20 protein-coding genes and 1 tRNA gene are annotated in these 19,121 nt (G+C 73.4%); 7 read left to right on the plus strand and 14 right to left on the minus strand.

Annotation, left to right across the window (positions count from 1 at the left end; translation table 11 throughout):
* Positions 1-45 precede the first annotated feature (45 nt).
* The 4 genes from mshC to N8I86_RS09240 form a co-directional block, all read right to left on the minus strand.
* On the minus strand, positions 46-1,275 hold the full coding sequence (gene mshC, locus N8I86_RS09225) for a cysteine--1-D-myo-inosityl 2-amino-2-deoxy-alpha-D-glucopyranoside ligase (protein WP_073900078.1): 1,230 nt from the start codon (positions 1,273-1,275) through the stop codon (positions 46-48).
* A gap of 110 nt (positions 1,276-1,385) precedes the next feature.
* Positions 1,386-2,213 (minus strand): SCO1664 family protein, encoded by an 828-nt coding sequence (locus N8I86_RS09230; RefSeq protein ID WP_073899744.1) that lies wholly within the window; start codon positions 2,211-2,213, stop codon positions 1,386-1,388.
* A complete protein-coding gene (locus N8I86_RS09235) occupies positions 2,177-2,767 on the minus strand; it encodes a DUF3090 domain-containing protein (RefSeq protein WP_073899746.1) in 591 nt (196 codons plus the stop codon). Before N8I86_RS09235 ends, N8I86_RS09230 begins: the two co-directional genes overlap by 37 nt.
* A 91-nt stretch (positions 2,768-2,858) precedes the next feature.
* Complete coding sequence (locus tag N8I86_RS09240; protein WP_073899749.1) at positions 2,859-3,545, minus strand: histidine phosphatase family protein; 687 nt, start codon at positions 3,543-3,545, stop codon at positions 2,859-2,861.
* Between the two features lie 61 nt (positions 3,546-3,606).
* Here N8I86_RS09240 and corA point away from each other — a divergent pair, with 61 nt between their 5' ends.
* The gene (gene corA, locus N8I86_RS09245) at positions 3,607-4,602 is read left to right on the plus strand and encodes a magnesium/cobalt transporter CorA (RefSeq protein WP_073899751.1); all 996 of its coding nucleotides are present in this window, start codon (positions 3,607-3,609) and stop codon (positions 4,600-4,602) included.
* A gap of 10 nt (positions 4,603-4,612) precedes the next feature.
* Here corA and N8I86_RS09250 read toward each other — a convergent pair whose 3' ends face one another.
* Together N8I86_RS09250 and N8I86_RS09255 are read right to left on the minus strand one after the other, a co-directional pair.
* Entirely contained in the window at positions 4,613-5,404 is a 792-nt protein-coding gene (locus tag N8I86_RS09250; RefSeq protein WP_073899753.1) for a hypothetical protein, read from the minus strand.
* Between the two features lie 201 nt (positions 5,405-5,605).
* Positions 5,606-6,661, minus strand: a complete 1,056-nt coding sequence (locus N8I86_RS09255) for an LLM class F420-dependent oxidoreductase (RefSeq protein WP_123438427.1) — start codon at positions 6,659-6,661, stop codon at positions 5,606-5,608.
* A 174-nt stretch (positions 6,662-6,835) separates the two neighbouring features.
* On the opposite strand from N8I86_RS09255, the gene N8I86_RS09260 reads away from it, so the two are divergent.
* Together N8I86_RS09260 and N8I86_RS09265 are read left to right on the plus strand one after the other, a co-directional pair.
* Positions 6,836-7,819, plus strand: a complete 984-nt coding sequence (locus N8I86_RS09260; RefSeq protein ID WP_073899758.1) for an aldo/keto reductase — start codon at positions 6,836-6,838, stop codon at positions 7,817-7,819.
* On the plus strand, positions 7,816-10,128 hold the full coding sequence (locus tag N8I86_RS09265; RefSeq protein WP_263277553.1) for a helix-hairpin-helix domain-containing protein: 2,313 nt from the start codon (positions 7,816-7,818) through the stop codon (positions 10,126-10,128). The genes N8I86_RS09260 and N8I86_RS09265 overlap by 4 nt, the downstream gene beginning before the upstream one ends.
* 127 nt (positions 10,129-10,255) lie before the next feature.
* Here N8I86_RS09265 and N8I86_RS09270 read toward each other — a convergent pair whose 3' ends face one another.
* A complete protein-coding gene (locus tag N8I86_RS09270) occupies positions 10,256-10,969 on the minus strand; it encodes a hypothetical protein (RefSeq protein WP_123438424.1) in 714 nt (237 codons plus the stop codon).
* 47 nt (positions 10,970-11,016) lie between these two features.
* On the opposite strand from N8I86_RS09270, the gene N8I86_RS09275 reads away from it, so the two are divergent.
* Entirely contained in the window at positions 11,017-11,205 is a 189-nt protein-coding gene (locus N8I86_RS09275; protein ID WP_014671721.1) for a DUF5703 family protein, read from the plus strand.
* 91 nt (positions 11,206-11,296) lie between these two features.
* On the opposite strand, the gene N8I86_RS38995 is transcribed toward N8I86_RS09275, so the two are convergent.
* From N8I86_RS38995 to N8I86_RS09295, 3 genes are all read right to left on the minus strand, one after another.
* The gene (locus N8I86_RS38995; RefSeq protein WP_317633600.1) at positions 11,297-12,154 is read right to left on the minus strand and encodes a chaplin; all 858 of its coding nucleotides are present in this window, start codon (positions 12,152-12,154) and stop codon (positions 11,297-11,299) included.
* A 144-nt stretch (positions 12,155-12,298) separates the two neighbouring features.
* On the minus strand, positions 12,299-12,532 hold the full coding sequence (gene chpH / locus N8I86_RS09290; protein WP_073899767.1) for a chaplin ChpH: 234 nt from the start codon (positions 12,530-12,532) through the stop codon (positions 12,299-12,301).
* A 146-nt stretch (positions 12,533-12,678) separates the two neighbouring features.
* On the minus strand, positions 12,679-14,004 hold the full coding sequence (locus tag N8I86_RS09295; protein ID WP_073899769.1) for a M20/M25/M40 family metallo-hydrolase: 1,326 nt from the start codon (positions 14,002-14,004) through the stop codon (positions 12,679-12,681).
* 246 nt (positions 14,005-14,250) lie between these two features.
* Between N8I86_RS09295 and N8I86_RS09300 the strand changes: the two genes are divergently transcribed.
* Positions 14,251-14,338: transfer RNA gene (locus tag N8I86_RS09300), tRNA-Leu, on the plus strand.
* Positions 14,339-14,407: 69 nt separating this feature from the next.
* Here N8I86_RS09300 and N8I86_RS09305 read toward each other — a convergent pair.
* The 3 genes from N8I86_RS09305 to N8I86_RS09315 are packed head-to-tail and all read right to left on the minus strand — an operon-like array spanning position 14,408 to position 17,178.
* Positions 14,408-15,538, minus strand: coding sequence for a CapA family protein (locus tag N8I86_RS09305; RefSeq protein WP_263277554.1), 1,131 nt, complete (start codon positions 15,536-15,538; stop codon positions 14,408-14,410).
* Positions 15,539-15,546: 8 nt separating this feature from the next.
* Positions 15,547-16,854 carry a phosphoribosyltransferase family protein gene (locus tag N8I86_RS09310; protein ID WP_263277555.1) on the minus strand — a complete coding sequence of 436 codons (1,308 nt, stop codon included), beginning with the start codon at positions 16,852-16,854 and terminating at the stop codon, positions 15,547-15,549.
* Between the two features lie 12 nt (positions 16,855-16,866).
* Complete coding sequence (locus N8I86_RS09315) at positions 16,867-17,178, minus strand: dsRBD fold-containing protein (RefSeq protein ID WP_123438419.1); 312 nt, start codon at positions 17,176-17,178, stop codon at positions 16,867-16,869.
* Positions 17,179-17,351: 173 nt separating this feature from the next.
* On the opposite strand from N8I86_RS09315, the gene N8I86_RS09320 reads away from it, so the two are divergent.
* Positions 17,352-17,735 carry a YchJ family protein gene (locus N8I86_RS09320; protein ID WP_263277556.1) on the plus strand — a complete coding sequence of 128 codons (384 nt, stop codon included), beginning with the start codon at positions 17,352-17,354 and terminating at the stop codon, positions 17,733-17,735.
* Positions 17,736-17,741: 6 nt separating this feature from the next.
* Here N8I86_RS09320 and N8I86_RS09325 read toward each other — a convergent pair whose 3' ends face one another.
* Complete coding sequence (locus N8I86_RS09325; RefSeq protein ID WP_123438417.1) at positions 17,742-18,443, minus strand: FadR/GntR family transcriptional regulator; 702 nt, start codon at positions 18,441-18,443, stop codon at positions 17,742-17,744.
* Between the two features lie 140 nt (positions 18,444-18,583).
* On the opposite strand from N8I86_RS09325, the gene N8I86_RS09330 reads away from it, so the two are divergent.
* A complete protein-coding gene (locus N8I86_RS09330; RefSeq protein WP_093695828.1) occupies positions 18,584-19,102 on the plus strand; it encodes a gluconokinase in 519 nt (172 codons plus the stop codon).
* Positions 19,103-19,121 lie beyond the last annotated feature (19 nt).

Here is a 19,121-nt window from a genome sequence, read left to right on the forward strand (position 1 = left end):
GGGAACCGCCCCCTCTCGCTGTCTACCGGCCGCTGCCGCCGGTGGTCACAGGGCCACGCCCAGCAGCGCGTCCACCGCCCGGCTCACCAGTCCCGGCGCTCCGATGTCGCTACCGCCCTGCTCCTCCTGGCGGGCCGCCCAGCGGTCGACCGCGGCGAGCGCCGCGGGCGCGTCCAGGTCGTTCACCAGGGCCTCGCGGATCTCCTCCACGAGCGCGTCGGCGGACGGGCCGTCGGGCCGGGAGACCGCCGCGCGCCAGCGGCCGAGACGGTCGACGGCGTCCCGCAGCACCTGGTCGGTCCACTCCCAGTCGGCGCGGTAGTGGTGGGCGAGCAGCGCGAGGCGGATGGCGGCGGGGTCGACACCGTCACGGCGCAGCCGGGAGACGAAGACCAGGTTGCCCTTGGACTTCGACATCTTCTCGCCGTCCAGGGCGACCATGCCGGCGTGCACGTACGCCTTGGCCATCGGGAACTCGCCGGTGAGCACCTGGGCGTGCGAGGCGCCCATCTCGTGGTGCGGGAACGCCAGGTCGGAACCGCCGCCCTGGACGTCGAAGCCCATCCCGAGGTGGTCGAGGGCGATGGCCACGCACTCGATGTGCCAGCCGGGCCTGCCCCGGCCGAGCGAGCCGCCGTCCCAGCTGGGCTCGCCCTCGCGGGCGGCCATCCACAGCATCGGGTCGACCGGGTTCTTCTTGCCCGGGCGTTCCGGGTCGCCGCCGCGCTCGGCGGACAGCAGCCGCATGGCGGCCGCGTCGAGGTTCGAGACCTGGCCGAAGTGCGGGTCGGACTCGACGGAGAAGTAGATGTCGCCGTCCAGCTCGTAGGCGGCGCCGAGTTCGCGCAGCCTCTCCACCAGCGGGACGATGCCGGGTATCGCCTCGACGGCGCCTATGTAGTGCTGGGGCGGGAGCATCCGCAGGGCGGTCATGTCCTCGCGGAAGAGGGCCGTCTCCTTCTCGGCGAGGGCGACCCAGTCGACGCCGTCCCGCTCCGCGCGTTCCAGCAGCGGATCGTCGACGTCGGTCACGTTCTGGACGTAGTGGACCTGCCGCTTGGTGTCGAGCCACACGCGCTGGACGAGGTCGAACGCGTTGTAGGTCGCCGCATGACCCATGTGGGTCGCGTCGTACGGCGTGATGCCGCACACGTAGATGCGGGCGACGGGACCGGGGTCGAGGGTGACGAGGCCGCCGGTCGCGGTGTCGTGGATCCTCAGGTCGCGGCCCTGACCAGGCAGGGCGGGGACCTCGGAAGCGGGCCAGGCATGCATGTACATGAGCCTAACCGGCGGCGAGCTGCGGCAACGAACGGGATCGGGCCGGATAGCCGTTCGAACGCTCCCGAGCCCCCGGCGGCGGTGTGCGGGCACCGCCCCCGGGCTCACACCGGTGGCCAGGGGATCGCCGGCCACTCCCCGCTCGGTTCGGGGTGCCGGCCGGCGGTGAGCAGCGCGTCGACACGCGCGCGGGTGGCGTCGATCTCGGCCGCGGTGAGGAGTTTGGCCAGCCGCTGTCCCAGCTGCCCGTCCAGGGCCTGCCGCAGCCCTCCGAGGACGTCGGCCGCCTCGGGGGTGAGCGGTTCCCCGGCCCAGCCCCACAGCAGCGTGCGCAGCTTGTCGTCGACGTTGAAGGTGACGCCGTGGTCGATGCCGTAGAGCCGGCCGTCGGCGGTGGGCAGCAGATGGCCGCCCTTGCGGTCGGCGTTGTTGATCACCGCGTCGAGGACGGCGAGCCGGCGCAGCCGTTCGTCGTCGGCGTGCACGAGCAGCGCGGTGCGGCCCTCGCCGACGTCGGCGAACCCGATCGCCTTCCAGCCCGGCTCCGGTTCCTCGCCGTCGACCAGGGCGAGCAGCTCGGACTCGGGCCGGACGTCGATCCAGAGCTGGCACATGCCCTCGCCGTACGGCCCGTCGCGCAGGACGGTGGGCGGTACCAGGCCCCAGCCGGTAGCCTCGGAGACCTCGTAGGCGGCCACCTCCCGGCCGGCGAGGGTGCCGTCGGGGAAGTCCCACAGGGGGCGCTCCCCCGCCACGGGCTTGTAGATGCAGGAGGCCTGCACGCCGTCGCGGGCGACCGTGCAGAACAGTGCCGCGTTGGACGCCTCGCGGATGCGGCCGCGTACGGTCAGCTCACCGTGCGCGAGCAGGTCGGCGGCGGCCGTGCCGTCGTCCGTCACGCTCCGCGGCGGTATCCGTTCTGGCGCGGACATACGTGTCCTTCCGGGTCGAGCGGGAGACTGCACAGCGGGCACGGCGGCCGCCCGGCGTTGACGACGTCCAGGGCGCGTTTGGCGAAGGCCCGGGCCTGCGCGCCGCTCAGCCGGACCCGCAGCATCGGGGGCCCGTTCTCCTCGTCCTGGAGGAGCCGCTCCTCGGCCTCGGCCAGGTCCTCGTCGTTGTCCGCGTCCAGTTCGACGAGGGCCTGCGCCTCGACGATCATGCACTGGTCCTCGCCGTCCCAGGCCAGGGCCATGGTGCCGACGCGGAACTCCTCCTCGATGGGGGTCTCCAGCGGGGCGCTGTCGGCGACTTCGGTGGGTGCCATGGCGGGGACCGCGGCGCTGCCCCCGCTGCGGCGCACGACCTCGTCGAGCAGTTCGTCCATGCGCTCGGCGAGTGCGGCGACCTGGGTCTTCTCCAGGGCCACGCTGGTCACCCGGGGGCCTGCGGTGGCCTGGAGGAAGAACGTACGGCGCCCGGGCAGTCCGACCGTGCCGGCCACGAAGCGGTCCGGCTGGTCGTAGAGGAACACCTGACGGGACACGTCCTGTCTCCAGTGGGTTCGAGAGTTTCGGTGGTGCGGGCCATACGGATGGGCGACGCGGTGGGTCGCTTCACCCTACTGCGCCCGACGATCACGGTGCGCCCGCACCGCCTCCGACCGGTGCGTCGCCCTCGCCGGGTTCCTCGCGCGGGGCGAGGGAAGCGAAATCCCCGGTGTCGCCGAGGCGGACGAGGAACGGCCTCAGGCGGGTGTAGCGGATCGCGGTGATGGAACACGGTTCCACGGAGATCCGCTGGAAGAGGTCGAGATGGAGTCCGAGGGCGTCGGCGACGAGGGATTTGATGATGTCACCGTGGGAGCACATCAGGTAGACGGCGTCGGCGCCGTGCTCGGCCTCCACGCGCGCGTTCCACTCGCGTACGGCCTCGGCGGCGCGGGTCTGCATGGCCCGCATGGACTCGCCGCCCGGGAAGGCGGCGGCCGACGGGTGGGCCTGGACGACCTCCATCAGCGGCTCGTCCGTGAGCTCGGCGAGCTTGCGGCCGGTCCAGTCGCCGTAGTGGCACTCCCCGATCCGCTCGTCGGTGTGGGGGCGCAGTTCCGGGCGGGCCTCCAGCAGCGGCCGGACCGTCTCCTGGCAGCGTTGGAGCGGGCTGACGACCACCTCGGAGAGGGGCAGGCCCGCGAGCCGGCCCGGCAGCGCGGCGGCCTGCGCGGCGCCGCGCTCGTCCAGGGCGACGCCCGGCGACCACCCGGCGAGCACGCCCGAGGTGTTGGCGGTGGACCGTCCGTGCCTTACGAGGATCAGGGTGGGCATGCGGCAAGGGTAGGTGGTCGCCGCCGTGCGGCGGCGACCGGGCGAAGGGAGGATGCGGCACGTGATCGTGGACTGTGCCATCTACCGGCACGGGCACCGTACGGAGGGCCCGGAGGACCTGTCGGACGCGCTCGAGGAGGCGCGGGCGGCGGGCGGCTTCGTGTGGATCGGGCTGCACGAGCCGTCCGAGCGGGAGTTCGACCTGGTCACCCGGGAGTTCGGGCTGCATCCGCTGGCGGTGGAGGACGCGCTCAAGGCGCATCAGCGCCCGAAGCTCGAGGTGTACGACGACTCGCTGTTCCTGGTGCTCAAGCCGGTCGTCTACGAGCCGGAGAGCGACACCGTCTCGAGCGGCGAGATCATGATCTTCATAGGTGACGGTTTCGCGGTGACCGTCCGGCACGGCGAGGGTTCGCCGCTGGCGGCGGTACGGCACCGGCTGGAGGCGGAGCCCGAGTTGCTGGACAAGGGCCCGACCTCGGTGCTGTACGCGATCTCCGACGCCGTCGTCGACCACTATCTGGAGGTGGCGACGGAACTGCAGACCGACCTGGAGGAGCTGGAGGCGGAGGTGTTCCAGCCGGAGACCGGCGGCTCGCGCAACACCGCGTCCCGGATCTACACCTTCAAACGGCAGGTACTGGCGTTCCGCCGGGCCACCGGCCCGCTGGCCGTGCCGATGACCCGGCTGGCCGGTGTGGGGCAGCTCGGCGGCGAGGTGCCGTTCGTGAACGAGAAGGCGCGGCCCTTCTTCCGTGACGTGAGCGACCACCTCATGCGGGTCAACGAGTCCGTGGACGGCCTGGACCGGCTGGTGTCGGACATCCTGTCGGCGCATCTGGCGCAGATGAGCGTGCGGCAGAACGACGACATGCGGAAGATCTCGGCCTGGGCGGCGATGGCGGCGGTTCCCACGATGATCGCGGGGATCTACGGCATGAACTTCGAGCACATGCCCGAGCTGCACTGGCTGTGGGCGTACCCGGTGGTGATCGCCGTGATGGCCGTGCTGGAGGTGCTGCTGTACCGGCTGTTCAAGCGGCGCGGCTGGCTGTGAGGCGGCGTCCTCAGGCGTACTCGGCGGCCGGGGCGGGTGCCGGGCCGCCGAGGGCGTCACGGCGCTCGGGCATGCGGAGGGCGACCATGCGGCGCCAGCCGGCGAGGCGTTCCCAGGCGTACACGGTGTGGATGCCGGCCGCGAGCAGCGCGGCCCGGGGTCTCGGCCAGCCGAGGATGCGGCCCATGTGCGCCATGACGGCGAGGCTGACGTCGCGGTGGACGCGGATCTCGGCGAGCGCGCACGCGCGCAGGGTGCGCAGGATCAGCCGGCCGTGCCCGGCGGCGGCGAGGCGCAGCAGTTCCTCGTGGGTGTAGGCGAGGTGGTTGTCCTCGTCGTGCGCGATCACGCGGACGGCGCGGCCGATCTCCGGGTGGCCGGCGAAGTGCCGCAGGAGCAGCCGCATCTGTTCGCCGGCGCGCTGTTCGGTGACCCTGCTGTGCGCGAGGTAGACGACGAGGTCGCCTTCGGTCAGCGGTTCCTGCCGGGCGAGCCGGTCGTGGGCGAGGCCGATGCCGCGCCGTTCCAGGAGCATCGTGTAGTCGGTCTCGGGCGGGACGGGGCACGGGGTGAGCCCGCGTCTGCGCAGCAGGGCGGTGAAGATGCGGCCGTGCTTGTCCTCGTCGGCGCCGTGGCGGGCGATCTTGGGGGCGAGGGCCCGCTGGCTGTGCGGCACCAGTGCGGCGATGCGCCCGTTCTCCCAGCCGCCCTGGGCCTCTCCGCCCGCGGCGATGGAGCAGAAGAGCCGGAAGGACTCGTCGTTGCCGAGGATCTCCTGGAACAGACGCTTGGCCGACAGCATGGCAGACACCTCTCTGCAGGATTCCGCAAAGAACGAGTCAATTGCGGGCAGAGTGGGGTCGCAACAGGGGGTGAGCCGATCGGCCGAAAGACGGACGCGCCGAGGTCGTAACCGCCTGCCGCCGGGCGCGTTGATCCTCGTGACGGCCGTGGCGGGGAAGACCCCCGAGCCCCCACCACGGCCGCGGAAACTTCCCTCCGGTCAGGCGAGGCCGGCGCGCTCCAGGGCCTCGCTGCCGGCCCGCAGGGAGGCGAGCCGCTCGTCGAGCGTGAAGCCGGCGGGGGCGAGGCTGAGGGTGGTCACGCCGGCGGCCGCGTAGGCCTTCATCCGGTCGGCGATGCGGTCCACGGAGCCCAGCAGCGCGGTCTTGTCGATGAGGTCCTGCGGCACGGCGGCCGCCGCGCCCTGCTTGTCCCCGGACAGGTACTTCTGCTGGATCTCGGCGGCCTCCTTCTCGTAACCCATGCGCTGCGCGAGCTGGTTGTAGAAGTTCTGCTTGGCGCTGCCCATGCCGCCGACGTACAGCGCGGTGTAGGGGCGGAAGGTGTCGGCGAGCCGGGCCACGTCCTTGTCCTCGCCGACGGCGAGCGGCAGGGTCGGGCAGACGTCGAAGCCGTCGAGGGTGAGCCCCGCCTTCTCCCGGCCGGCGCGCAGGTGCTTGAGGGTGGTCTCCTCCAGGTGCTCCGCGGCGGGGAAGATCAGCAGCGCGCCGTCGGCGATCTCGCCGGTCTGCTCCAGGTTCTTCGGGCCGATCGCGGCGATGTACAGCGGGATGTGCTCACGCTCCGGGTGGACGGTGAGCTTGATCGGCTTGCCCGGGCCGCCGGGCAGCGGCAGCGTCCAGTGCTCGCCCTCGTAGGTCAGCCGCTCCCGGGTCATCGCCCGGCGGACGATCTCCACGTACTCGCGGGTGCGCGCCAGCGGCTTGTCGAACTTGACGCCGTACCAGCCCTCGGAGACCTGCGGTCCGGAGACGCCGAGGCCGAGCCGGAACCGGCCGCCGGACAGGGAGTCGAGCGTCGCGGCCGTCATCGCGGTCATCGCGGGCTGCCGGGCCGGGATCTGGAAGATGGCGGAGCCGACGTCGATGCGCTCGGTCTGCGCGGCGACCCAGCTGAGCACCGTGGCCGCGTCGGACCCGTAGGCCTCGGCGGCCCAGCACACGGAGAACCCCAGCCGGTCGGCCTCCTGGGCCACGGCCAGATTGTCCCCGTCCATTCCGGCACCCCAGTAGCCGAGGTTGATCCCGAGCTGCATGGCCCATTCCCCTTACCCGTGAGTAACGTCCCTGTGGGGGTGACCCTAGCGCGCGGTGGCGCCCGGGGGCAGGGTACGCAGGGCGGACGGGCGCCCGGAGCGCCGAGGACCTGGGCGGAACCGGTTGTCCACAGGCCACCCACGGCAGAGGCTCTGGCCAGTAATCTCGCCCGCATGGAGCAGAGGCATCTAGGCCGTACCGGCCTGCGTGTGTCCCGGATCGGGCTCGGCACCCTCACCTGGGGCCGGGACACCGACGAGCACGACGCCGCGGACATGCTGAAGGCGTTCTGGGATGCCGGCGGGACCCTGGTCGACACGGCCGACGTGTACGGCGACGGGGAGGCGGAGTATCTGCTCGGGCGGCTCATGGACGGCCTGGTGCCGCGCCGGGACCTGGTGATCTCCACCAAGGCGGGCAGCGTCCCCGATCCCGACCGTCGCTACGACGGCTCGCGCGGCCACCTGCTCGCCGCGCTCGACGCGTCCCTGGCCCGCCTGGGCACCGATCACGTCGACCTGTGGCACGTCCACGCCTACGACCCCGAGACCCCGCTCGAGGAGACGCTCCAGGCCCTCGATCTGGCCGTCAGCAGCGGGCGCGCCCGGTACGCGGGCGTCTCCAACTTCTGCGGCTGGCAGCTCGCCAAGGCGGCCACCTGGCAGCTCGCGGCGCCGGGCACCCGGACCCGGCTGGCCGCCACGCAGCTGGAGTACTCGCTGCTCCAGCGGGGCGCGGAGCGCGAGGTGCTGCCCGCCGCGCTCGATCTCGGTGTCGGTCTGCTGCCGTCCTCCCCGCTCGGGCGGGGCGTGCTGACCGGCAAGTACCGCCATGCCACTCCGCCGGACTCGCGTGGCGCCTCCGAACACCTGGCGCTGTTCGTCGAGCCGTACCTGGACGACACGGCGACACGCATCGTGGACGCGGTGACGACCGCCGCCGACGGGCTCGCGGTCACCCCCCTTCAGGTGGCGCTCGCCTGGGTCAGGGACCGGCCGGGCGTGGCCGCGCCGATCGTCGGCGCGCGCAACGCGCAGCAGCTCACGGCCGCGTTGTCAGTGGAGGCCCTTAGTCTTCCTGACGAGATCTGCCGGGCGCTGGACGATGTGTCGGCGCCCGTGCACCGCTATCCCGATCACGACTGGAGCACGCTGTGAGCACGGAGCCGGAGACCACGGAGGAAGCCGGGCCGGGGACACCGGACGATCCGGGGACGGCGGGCCCGGAAGCGGCGCCCGAGGAGAGCCGTGCGCAGGACACCGGGCAACCGGAGGAGTCCGGGCAGGACACCGGGGAGACGCAGGAGTCCGGGCAGGACACCGGGGAGACGCAGGAGTCCGGGCAGGACACCGGGGAGACGGCGGGGTCCGGCGGCGCCGAGGGGGACGCGGACCTCACCGAGGGCAAGGAGGGTGGGCCCGCCGAGCGGTCCGAGGCGGCGGCCGAGCTGGCCGCGCAGCGGATCGAGCGGGAGCGCATCGAGCGGCGCAAGGCCGAACGCGACGCCCCGATCGCCAGCGGTGCCAAGCTCAGCGGCACGGCGGCCGACCTGCTCGCGGCCGTACGCGCGGTGGAGAGCGGCCGGAAACCGGTGGCCGCGATGTCGGCCGCACCCGCGCCCGCCCCGCGGGACCCGGCTGCGGAGCCCGTCCGGCGTCCCCAGCCCGCGCCCGCCCCGGCCCATGCCGTGCCCGTCGCGTCCGTCGTGTCCGACGCGCCCGCACCGCAGGTCGTGGAGGCGGCGCGCCGGGTGCTGACCGAGGGCGGCGCACCGGATTCGCTGGCCGTCCAGGTGGCCGCGGCTCTCGGTGAGGGCGCCGACACGGCGCTGCGGGAGGACCCGTGGCAGCTGCTCCGGGTCGCCGGTGTCAGGCCCGAGCAGGCCGACGGCTTCGCGCGGGCGCTGCTCGGTGCCGCCTGCGGTCCGGACGACGAGCGGCGGGGCCGCGCGCTCACGGTCTGGCTGCTGGAGCAGGCCGCCACGGCCGGCCACACCGCCCTGGACCTGTCCACGCTCATCACGGCTCTGGGCCGGCAGGGGGTGCCCGGCCCGGACGAGGCGGTGCAGGAGGCGCTCGCCGAGGGCGAGGCCCTGATGTTCCAGGACCCGCTGGACGAGCCCGGCGCCCCGGCCGTGCGGGAGGAGGACGCCGAGGAGGAGGAGGAGGAGGCCGAGCGGCCGGTCCGGGCCCTCGTCGCCCTGGAGCGGTACGCGATGGCGGAGGAGAGCCTCGCCGACGGCCTGGCCCGGCTGGTCAACTCCCTGCCGAAGGAGGCCGAGCAGGCCTGGGAGGGGGCCGTCGCCGGGGTGTCCCGGGGGCCGGCCGAGCTGGTCCGCGCGGTCGCGGGGCACGGCCTGGTGCTGCACACCGGCGGGGAGGCGGCCCGCGCCGAACCGGCGGCGCTGCTCGACGCCGCCCGGGCCGCGGGCCTGCGGGCCTTCGCCGCCTGTCACACCGCGGACGGGCGGGACCGCCTCGCGGCGCTGTCCGGCGGGGAGCCGGCGGAGCACGGCGTGGGCACGGTCGACGGACTCCTTTCCGGCGCCGAGGGGCCCGGCCGGGACGCCGACGGTGCGCTGGAACTCGATCTGCTGATCGTGCTGGACGCGCCCCAGCTGGACGTGGAGCACGCCGCGATGCTGGTGGAGTCACTGCCCGACGGTGCCCGGCTGCTGCTCAGCGGAGACCCGGGGGTGCTCTGGTCTGCCGGTCCGGGGCGGGTCTTCGCGGATCTCCTCGCCGCTCGGAACTGCCCCCAGATCGCCTCCCGCGTCCCCGACCCCGGCCCGCTCGGCGAGCTGGTCTCCGGTGTCGGCGTGGGCGAGCTGAACCAGGTGGACGCGCCCGGCAAGGAGATCGTCATCGTGCCGGTGCGCGACGCGGGCGAAGCCGTGCACCGGACCGTGCAGCTGGTCGCCGACTCGGTACCGCGGGCGATCGGCGTCCCCGCCGAGCAGACCGTGGTCATCACCCCCGGGCACGGCGGTGCCGTGGGCACGCGGGCTCTCAACTCCGCCCTGAAGGAGCGGCTCAACCCCGGTCCGGGCCGCTTCGGCGGCTTCGACCCGGGCGACCGGATCGTGCACTCCCCCGCGCCGGGCCGTGCCGTGCCGGGAGTGGTGGTCAAGGCCGACACCGAGGGGCTGCACCTGACCTGCGCGGGCGCCCCCGTGGTCGTACCGCGAGAGCGGGTGGAGGCCTGTGTGCGGCACGGCTGGGCGCTCACCGCGCACCAGGCGGTCGGCGCGCGCTGGCCCGCGGCGGTCGTGGTGCTGCCCGGCGACGCGGCGCAGGCGCTCAGCAGGCCCTGGGTGTACACGGCGTTCGGCCGGGCGGAGCGGCATCTGTCCGTGGTGCACGGAGTGGAGCAGGCGCTGCCGAAGGCGGTCGCGGAGATCACGGCCAAGCCGCGCACGACCCGGCTCCAGACGCTGCTGCGCTCGCAGGTGCCGACGCCGGACTGACGCCGGCCCGCTCCCCCGTCGCGGTGGCCGTCAGCCGCGACGGCGGGGTCCGGTGGCCGTCAGCCGCGCGGGCGGGGTCCGGCGGTGCCGTGCCGGCCCCGGGTCGTGACGGCACCGCGGGCCGGGATCACCTCCCGGCGTCCTCGGCGTCGTCCACGTCGACGGCCTCGTCCACGTCGCCCGTGTCCTCGACGAATTCGAGATCGTCCTCGTCGTCCCCGTCGTCGTCCTCGTCGTCGAACACCGCGCTGACGTCGAACCGGCACACCACCTGCTGCGGATCGACCTGCTCGAACGGGGCTTCCAGCCACTCCCCGGCCTCGGGGGCCTCGTCGGTCGCGGTGACCCAGAGCGTGGAGTCGCCCTCCTCCAGGCCGAACTCCTTGTGCCGGGAGGCGATCTCGTCCGGTTCGAACTCGCCGAACAGGATGCCCAGCGCCCCGGGGAGGGTCGCGCCGGCACCGTTTCCGTCGCCGCCGATGTCCTCGTACTCGGCCGCCTCGACCCGCTGGGCCTGCGCCAGCAGCCGCTGGGGTTCCGCCACGGTGTAGTCGCGGCGGATCAGCACGCTGACGGCGTTCGGCTCCTCGGGGCCGGCGTAGGGCGGCAGCGTGTCCTCCGCACCCGGGATCTCGAAGGGGGTGACTTCGTCGTAGCGGTCGTAGAGCACCTCGTCGTACGCCTCGGCGGCCGCGGCCAGCTGGTTGAACGCCTCGGAGACGGCCGGGTCGTCCTCCCCCGACCGGCCTTCGACCGCAGCCAGGTGGCGGTCGAGCGCGGTCTTCACCGCTTCGGCGGCGGCGCGTACCTCGGCAGCGGTGGGCTGCGCAGCATCAGACATAGTGCAGACGCTATCCGTACCGGGCACCAGCCCGCACAATAGATGCGATGCCGGAATACGAATTTGTCGACGTGTACGTGCCTCGCGGGGTCTCCCGCAAGGAGGCCACGCGTCTGCTGACCGACCATGCCGAGTACGGACACTGGGAGTTGGACCGACTGAGCCTGCTGCGCGACGGCAGCCGCAGGGTGCGGTTGCGCCGGCGCATCATCCGCCAGGTGCGCGCCACCTGGTGAGACGGACGGACAGGAACCGGACACGACAGGACAGGTGAACGCAGCGGGCCCCGCCGGGACGGCGGGGCCCGCTGCGTGTCCGGCGTCGTGTCTACGCCGCGGCCCGTGCCTTGCGGTAGAGGACCGCGCCCGCGAGCAGCGCCCCGGCGCCGACCGGCAGGGCCAGGCCCAGCGGGACGTCACTGCCGGTGTGGGCGAGCTGGGCGGTGGCGGGTGTCCGGGTCGAACCGGCGGTCTGCGCGTGGACCTGGGTGGACCCGTGGGACGTGTGGCCGCCCTTGCCGGGCGTACCCGTACCGGGGTGACCCGGCGTACCGGGAGTGCCGGGGTGACCCGGCGTACCGGGGTGACCCGGCGTACCGGGGTGACCGGGCGTGCCGGGGTGCCCCGGATGACCGGGAGTGCCCGGGTGCCCCGGATGGCCCGGATGCCCGGGGTGGCCCGGGTGGCCGGGCGGGTTGCCGTGGCCGTCGCCCGGCGGGGTGTGGTGACCGCCTCCGCCGTTGACGCAGTCGTCACCCGTGGTGGCGTTTCCGGCGCCGATGACGTCGACGCTGTTGCCGCAGACGTTCACGGGAACGTCGATCGGTACCTGGACGGTGTTGCCGGAACCGACGCCCGGTGAGCCACCGGTGTGGCCGCCGGCGTGCGAGCCGTGGTGGCCCGAGTCGCCGTAACCCGAGTCGCCGTAACCCCCGGACCCGCCGCCCCGGTTGGCGCAGGCGTTGCCGGCCGACGGGTTGAGGAGCCCGACGACGTCGACGGTGTTGCCGCAGACGTTCACCGGCACGTGCACCGGCGCCTGCACCGTGTTGCCGGACAGTACGCCGGGTGAGCCGCCGGCGGTGCCGTGCGCGCCCGAGTCGGCGTGGGCGTAGCCGCTCGCGGCGGCGATCACGCCGGTCGCCGCGGCCATGGTCATCAGGCCCTTGCGGGTGCCTTGTCGCATGCTGAGTTCCCCCCTGCCTTCGAAATTCCGCGTACACCGGTCCGGGACGTGGAGCGGTGCAGAAAGGCCGGTCGGCCTCGGAGCGCATGGCGCGCGCTCCGAGGCCGACGGCTCGCAAAAAGACGCCCCCTCAGGGAGCCGGCGTCACTTGTTGATGCAGGTGTTGCCGAAGGCGGGGTTCAGGAGCCCGATCACGTTGACCGTGTTGCCGCAGACGTTCACCGGGACGTGCACGGGCACCTGGATGACGTTGCCGGAAAGGACACCCGGGGAGTGCACGGCGGCACCCTGGGCACCGGAATCGGCGACGGCGAGGCCCGCACCCGCGAGAACCAGCCCACCGGTGGCAGCCGCAGCAGCGACGACCTTCTTGATCATTGTTCCTCCTCGTTGGCAATGCGACTCCAAGGTGCGGAGTCACATCACCAGTAACGAGGAGGAACTAATGAGGCTACGAGCCTATCGTCGTATTCACCCTTCTCAGTCGATCTCGTACGGCTGGCCGATTACCCGGGGAAAGGGCCTCACGAGGCGTCGATGAAGCGGTCGAGCACCCGCACGCCGAACTGGAGCCCGTCCACCGGCACCCGCTCGTCCACCCCGTGGAACATGCCCGCGAAGTCCAGCTCCGGCGGCAGCTTCAGGGGCACGAAGCCGAAGCCGCGGATGCCCAGGTCGTCGAAGGACTTGGCGTCGGTGCCGGCGGACAGCATGAAGGGGATCGCCTTCGCCGCCGGGTCCTCGGCGAGCAGCGCGGACTGCATGGCCTCGACGATCGCCCCGTCGAACGTGGTCTCCACGGCCTTGTCGGCGTGCACGTCCTCGCGCCGCACGTTCGGGCCCAGGAGCCGGTCGAGGTCGGCGAGGAACTCCTCCTCGTGGCCGGGCAGGAACCGGCCGTCGATGTGGGCGGTGGCCTCGCCCGGGATGACGTTGACCTTGTAGCCGGCGTTCAGCTGCGTGGGGTTGGCCGTGTTGCGCAGGCTCGCGCCGATGAGCTTGGCGATGCCGCCGAGCTTGGCGATGGTGGACTCCATGTCCTCCGGGTCCAGCTCGGTGCCGAGCGCGTCGCCCAGCTCGTCGAGGAAGGCCCGGGTGGTCTTGGTGACCCGGACCGGGAACGTGTGCCGGCCGACCCGGGCGACGGCCTCCGACAGCTCGGTGATGGCGTTGTCGCGGTGGATCATCGACCCGTGCCCGGCGTTGCCGGCCACGGCCAGCTTCATCCAGTGCATGCCCTTCTCGGCGGTCTGGATGAGGTAGAGCCGCCGCTGCTCGCTGACCGTGAAGGAGAAGCCGCCGACCTCGCTGATCGCCTCGGTGACGCCCTCGAAGAGCTCGGGGTGGTTGTCGACCAGGTACCGGGCGCCGTAGGTGCCGCCCGCCTCCTCGTCCGCGAGGAAGGCGACCACGATGTCCCGCGGGGGCCGCCGGCCGCTGCGCAGCCGGTCCCGCACGACCGCGAGGGTCATCGCGTCCATGTCCTTCATGTCGACCGCGCCGCGCCCCCACACGCATCCGTCGGCGATCTCGCCGGAGAAGGGGTGGTGGGTCCAGTCGGCCGCGTTGGCCGGTACGACGTCCAGGTGCCCGTGGATGAGCAGCGCGGGCCGGGACGGGTCCTCGCCCTCGATGCGGGCCACCGTCGAGGCGCGCCCCGGATGCGATTCGAAGATCTGTGGCTCCAGGCCGACCTCGGCGAGCTTCTCGGCCACCCACTCGGCGGCCTTGCGCTCACCGGGTCCGGAGTGGTCGCCGTAGTTGCTGGTGTCGAACCGGATCAGCTCGCGGCAGAGGTCCACGACCTCGTCCTCGCCGGTGACGCTCCTGGCCGTGTCCGTCTCGCTCACGCTGCTTCCTCCCGCTGTCACTGCTGCCTGTCCGCCGGTCGTCCCGTCCGCGGTCGTGCCGGGGGCGTCCCCGTCGGTGGTCCCCTCATCCTCTCTCCGCCCCCTGTCCGGGCCAAAGACCGGTACCGGCCCGTCACACGCCGTTCACGCCGGGCCGCCCCCGGACCGGGGGTGATCAGGCACCTCCGAAAGCCTGGTAATGTTTCCTTCGTCGCCGCGAGGGAAACCCCGCGCGACAGACACCTTGTCCGGGTGGCGGAATGGCAGACGCGCTAGCTTGAGGTGCTAGTGCCCTTTATCGGGCGTGGGGGTTCAAGTCCCCCCTCGGACACCAGCGAGGCCCCTGCTCTGCGGGGGCCTTTTGCGTTGCCCGGCCTCCGCCATGCCCGTCCGGGTGGCGCGTTCAGCGGGGCGGGCCGGGGCGCAGGGGCCGTGCGGTGAGGGTGCCGTCGGGTCCGAGGTCGACCCGGGTGCCCAGGTCGCGGCCGTGCCGGTCGAGGGTGGCGCGCAGCCAGGCCGTGTCCCGGGCGGAGGCGTGCGTGAGGCTCATCCGGCGCGCCCTGAGGGGCACCATGCGCAGGCCGGTCAGCCGGCCGGTGCCGCTGTCCAGGGAGACCAGGTACAGCAGTCGCAGGTCGTCCCGGTAGCGCTCGTGGCCGCCGATGCCCTCGTAGTCGTTGACGAGGTCGCCGCAGCCGTAGAGGACGAGCCGGTCCCGGTACACCTCGACCGGGCGCGGGTGGTGCGAGGAGTGGCCGTGGACGACGTCGACCCCGGCGTCGACGAGCGCGCGGGCGAAGCGGATCTCGGCGCGGGTGACGGTGTGTCCCCAGTTGGAGCCCCAGTGGACGGAGGCGACCACGAGGTCGCCGGGCCTTCTGCGCGCGCGCAGCCGGTCGGCGAGGAGGGCCGCGGCGCGTTCGGTGGGCGCGGCCACGAGGGCCACCCCGGGCCGCTCGGCGGTGGCGGCCCAGCTGTGCGGGATGCCGCTGGAGGGCATGCCGAAGGAGAGGACCAGCAGGCGTCCGCCGGTGCGCAGGGGGACCGTCGCGGGCCGCCACGCCGTGTCCGGGTCCGGGCCGGCGCCGGCCGTCCGCAGGCCGGCCGCCGTCAGCGAGTCGAGGGTGTCCGCGAGGCCGCGCGTCCCGAAGTCGAGGACGTGGTTGTTGGCGAGGGTGCAGACGTCGGGGCGGGCCACGGCCAGGCAGGGCAGGTTGGCGGGGTTCATGCGGTAGTGGACGCCCTTGCCCGGCGCGAAGTCGCCGTCCGCGGTGACGGCGGTCTCCAGGTTGAGCACGCGGACGTCGGGTGCGGCGCGGTCCAGTGCGGGCAGTGCCTCGCCCCACGGCCAGGCCGGATCGACGGGCCGGGGTATCGGTCCGCTCGCGGCCTCGGCGAGGGCGACGTAGTCGCGGGCGTCGTGCACCCAGTCCTCGCGCAGGGCCGGGTCGGCGGGGTGCGCGAGGATCTGGTCGACGCCCCGGCCGAGCATGACGTCGCCGGCGAGGAAGAGGGTGAGGCGTCCCTCGTGCACGGTCCGGCCTACACGTGCGCGGGTGCCATGTGGTCCGTGAACCAGTCGCGGGCCAGGTCGGTCACCCGCTCCAGGGTGCCGGGCTCCTCGAAGAGGTGGGTGGCACCGGGGACGGTCTCCAGCCGGTTCTCGCACCTCAGCCGGGCCTGTGCCGCGCGGTTGAGTTCGAGGACCAGCGGGTCGGCGCCGCCCACGACGAGGAGGGTGGGCGCGGTCACCGCGGGCAGGCGCGGCCCGGCGAGGTCGGGCCGGCCGCCGCGGGAGACGACGGCGGCGGGGCGTGCGGAGGGTTCGGTGGCGGCCCACAGGGCGGCGGCGGCGCCGGTGCTGGCGCCGAAGTAGCCGACGGCGAGCCCTTCGGCGTCGGGGCGGCGGCGCAGCCAGTCGGTGGTGCCGGCCAGCCGTTCGGCGAGCAGGGGGATGTCGAACACGTTGGCCCGGTCGCGTTCCTCGTCCTCGGTGAGCAGGTCGAAGAGCAGGGTGCCGAGTCCGGCCCGGTTCAGTCCCCGGGCGACGAACCGGTTGCGGGGGCTGTGCCGGCTGCTGCCGCTGCCGTGGGCGAAGACGACGACGCCGGTGGCGCCGGCCGGCAGGGTGAGCCGTCCGCGCAGGCGTACGGTGCCGGCGACCGGCTCGACCTCGTGGTCCTGGCCGGGGGTGGCGGTGGCCCGGCCGTGGCGGGCGGCGGCCTGTCGCAGGCGGGCGGTGACCTCGTCGTCGTCGACCTGGGTGAAGTCGCCGTAGAACTGGCCGATGGCGAAGAAGTCGGCGGGGGTGTCGAGGCAGACCAGGTCGTCGGCGTCGGCGCCGAGCCGGCGGGCGAAGTCCCGGGGTGCCACGGGTACCGCCAGCACGATGCGGGCCGCGCCCCGGGCCCGGGCGATCCGGCAGGCGGCCCGGGCGGTGGAGCCGGTGGCCACTCCGTCGTCGACGACCACGGCGGTCCGGCCGGTGACGGTGACGGGGGCGCGGGCGCCGCGGTAGCGGGCCGCCCGCCGGTCGAGGACCGTGCGCTCGTGCGCCTCGACCCGGTCCAGGTCGGCCGGGCCGACGCCGGTGTGCCGCAGCACCTCCTGGTTGACGACGCGTACCCCGTCCTCGCCGATGGCGCCCATGCCGAGTTCGGGCTGGTAGGGCACGCCCAGTTTGCGGACCAGGCAGACGTCCAGGGGCGCGTCGAGTGCCTCGGCGACCTCGGCGGCGACCGGTACCCCGCCGCGGGGCAGCCCCAGCACCACGACGTCCTGGCCCCTGAGGTGGTGCCGCAGGCGGCTGCCCAGCTGCCGTCCCGCCTCGGTCCGGTCGGTGAAGAGCATGGTGCCGCTCCGTCACTCCCGGGCCAGCCAGAGCGGGGAGGGGCCCTCCGTGTCGGCGGCTCCCGTCGCCTTCATGTCCCCGTCGGCCGCGCGCAGCAGCAGCCGGCCCATGGCGATGAGGGCGCGGCCGGCCGCGAGCTCGTCGCCGATGTCGGGTATCGCCTGGTCGTAGGGGCTGCGCCGGGCCTCCGCGTGGCTCTCCAGGACGTTGTCGCCGGTGTCGAGGACGATCCGGGCCGTGGTGTCCGGGTCGTGCTCGGACAGGTACAGGTTCAGCCGCCATTCCTTGATGGCCGGAGCACGGCTGCTCACCGGTCGGGTCATCGTCCGCCACCTCGCTCCGCGGGTCGGGCCGCTACGGGCCGCCGGTCGCCTGCCGGTCCGTCGTGGCTGGTCGCGCGGTTGCCCGCGCCTTGGCGGGGCGCGGCGACCACGCCCCTTCCACTGTGCACCCGGGCCGCGGCGGACGCCTCCCCGGTCCGGGCAGAATGTGCGTCATGACCTCGCGTACCTGCCCCTGCGGGCTCCCCGCGTCCTACGACGCCTGCTGCGGCCGTTTCCACGGCGGCTCGGCGGCCGCCCCGACCGCGGAGCTGCTGATGCGCTCGCGGTACAGCGCGTTCGTGAAGGGGGACACGGGCTATCTGCTGCGCACCTGGCATCCGCGGACCCGGCCCGGGCACCTGGAGCTGGACCCGGGGACGAGGTGGACGGGTCTGGAGATCCTGGACGCCACCGACGGGTCGGCCTTCCACAGCTCGGGCTCGGTGACGTTCCGGGCGTCCTACCGGGGCGGTTCGCTACTGGAGCGGAGCCGGTTCGAGCGGGTGGACGGGGCGTGGGCGTACGTGGACGGGGAGTTTCCCGAAGAGCGGGAGTGAGACCGGCTAGGGCGCCAGGATGTCCAGTTCCTGGAGGGCGCCCACGGTGATCTGGCGGGTCAGTTCCTCGGCGCGGGCCGCGTCGCCGGCGCGGACCGCCTCCGCGACCTGTACGTGCAGGGTCACGGCCGCCGGGTCGGGGTCCTCGAACATGACCTCGTGGTGGGTGCGGCCCGCCAGGACCTCCGCGACGACGTCGCCGAGGCGGGCGAACATCTCGTTGCCGGAGGCGTTGAGGACGACGCGGTGGAAGGCGATGTCGTGGATGAGGTACTTCTCCAGCTGGTGGCCGCGTGAGTTGGCCACCATGCCGAGGGCGCACTCGGTGAGTTCGGCGCACTGCTCCGCCGTGGCGTGCCGGGCGGCGAGGGCCGCGGCCAGGGGCTCGACCGCCGAGCGGAGCACGGTCAGGGAGCGCAGCTGGTGGGGGCGGTCGGCGCCGGCCAGGCGCCAGCGGATGACCTGCGGGTCGTAGACGTTCCACTCGGCCTTGGGGCGGACCGTGACGCCGACGCGGCGGCGGGACTCGACCAGGTGCATGGATTCCAGGACGCGGACCGCCTCGCGCATCACGGAGCGTGACACCTCGAAGTGCTGGGCGAGTTCGTCGGTGCGCAGAACACTGCCCGGCGGGTACTCGCCCGCGGTGATCGCGGGGCCGAGGGTGTCCAGTACGTGGCCGTGCAAGCCCCGGCCCGGTGTGGTCATGCACTCAGCGTACGGCCTGGATCACAGAGACAAAAAGTCAGACTTATACGTCACACACTCTTGAATTCGTCGTACCTAATGGGTTTCAGTGTGGCGACGCCGACGTGGCGTCGGATGTCGAGGAAGACAGCGAGGCAGTGATGCGTACCCCCCAGGTCGTCGTCGTGATGGGCGTCGCGGGGACGGGCAAGACCACCATCGGTCCCTTGCTCGCCGCGCGACTGGGCGTTCCGTACGCCGAGGGCGACGACTTCCACCCCCCGGCCAACATCGCCAAGATGTCCGCCGGGATCCCGCTCGAGGACAGCGACAGGTGGCCCTGGCTGGAGGCCATCGGGCACTGGGCGCACGGGCGGGCCGGGCTCGGCGGGGTGGTCAGCAGCTCGGCGCTGAAGCGGTCGTACCGCGACCGGCTCAGGGCCGTGGCCCCGGGCGTCGTGTTCGTGCATCTCACCGGTGACCGGAAGCTGATCGAGGACCGGATGACGCAGCGGCAGGGGCACTTCATGCCGACCGCGCTGCTGGACTCCCAGTTCGCCACCCTGCAGCCGCTGGGGGCGGACGAGGCGGGCGTCGCCGTGGACGTCGCGGGCAGCCCCCAGGAGATCACCGAACGCGCCGTACGGGCGCTGGACGCGCTCCCCCTCGCATCCGAGTAACACCTCACCCCCGTCCCCC

The sequence above is a fragment of the Streptomyces albidicamelliae genome (assembly GCF_025642175.1).
GTDB classification, from domain to species: Bacteria; Actinomycetota; Actinomycetes; order Streptomycetales; family Streptomycetaceae; genus Streptomyces; species Streptomyces albidocamelliae.

Coding starts and splice junctions, on each gene's coding strand:
- mshC (WP_073900078.1), bottom strand. CDS start 1,275: ATGCATGCCTGGCCCGCTTCCGAGGTCCCCGCCCTGCCTGGTCAGGGC.
- N8I86_RS09230 (WP_073899744.1), bottom strand. CDS start 2,213: ATGTCCGCGCCAGAACGGATACCGCCGCGGAGCGTGACGGACGACGGC.
- N8I86_RS09240 (WP_073899749.1), bottom strand. CDS start 3,545: ATGCCCACCCTGATCCTCGTAAGGCACGGACGGTCCACCGCCAACACC.
- N8I86_RS09250 (WP_073899753.1), bottom strand. CDS start 5,404: ATGCTGTCGGCCAAGCGTCTGTTCCAGGAGATCCTCGGCAACGACGAG.
- N8I86_RS09255 (WP_123438427.1), bottom strand. CDS start 6,661: ATGCAGCTCGGGATCAACCTCGGCTACTGGGGTGCCGGAATGGACGGG.
- N8I86_RS09260 (WP_073899758.1), top strand. CDS start 6,836: ATGGAGCAGAGGCATCTAGGCCGTACCGGCCTGCGTGTGTCCCGGATC.
- N8I86_RS09270 (WP_123438424.1), bottom strand. CDS start 10,969: ATGTCTGATGCTGCGCAGCCCACCGCTGCCGAGGTACGCGCCGCCGCC.
- N8I86_RS09275 (WP_014671721.1), top strand. CDS start 11,017: ATGCCGGAATACGAATTTGTCGACGTGTACGTGCCTCGCGGGGTCTCC.
- N8I86_RS38995 (WP_317633600.1), bottom strand. CDS start 12,154: ATGCGACAAGGCACCCGCAAGGGCCTGATGACCATGGCCGCGGCGACC.
- chpH (WP_073899767.1), bottom strand. CDS start 12,532: ATGATCAAGAAGGTCGTCGCTGCTGCGGCTGCCACCGGTGGGCTGGTT.
- N8I86_RS09310 (WP_263277555.1), bottom strand. CDS start 16,854: ATGCTCTTCACCGACCGGACCGAGGCGGGACGGCAGCTGGGCAGCCGC.
- N8I86_RS09315 (WP_123438419.1), bottom strand. CDS start 17,178: ATGACCCGACCGGTGAGCAGCCGTGCTCCGGCCATCAAGGAATGGCGG.
- N8I86_RS09320 (WP_263277556.1), top strand. CDS start 17,352: ATGACCTCGCGTACCTGCCCCTGCGGGCTCCCCGCGTCCTACGACGCC.
- N8I86_RS09325 (WP_123438417.1), bottom strand. CDS start 18,443: ATGACCACACCGGGCCGGGGCTTGCACGGCCACGTACTGGACACCCTC.
- N8I86_RS09330 (WP_093695828.1), top strand. CDS start 18,584: ATGCGTACCCCCCAGGTCGTCGTCGTGATGGGCGTCGCGGGGACGGGC.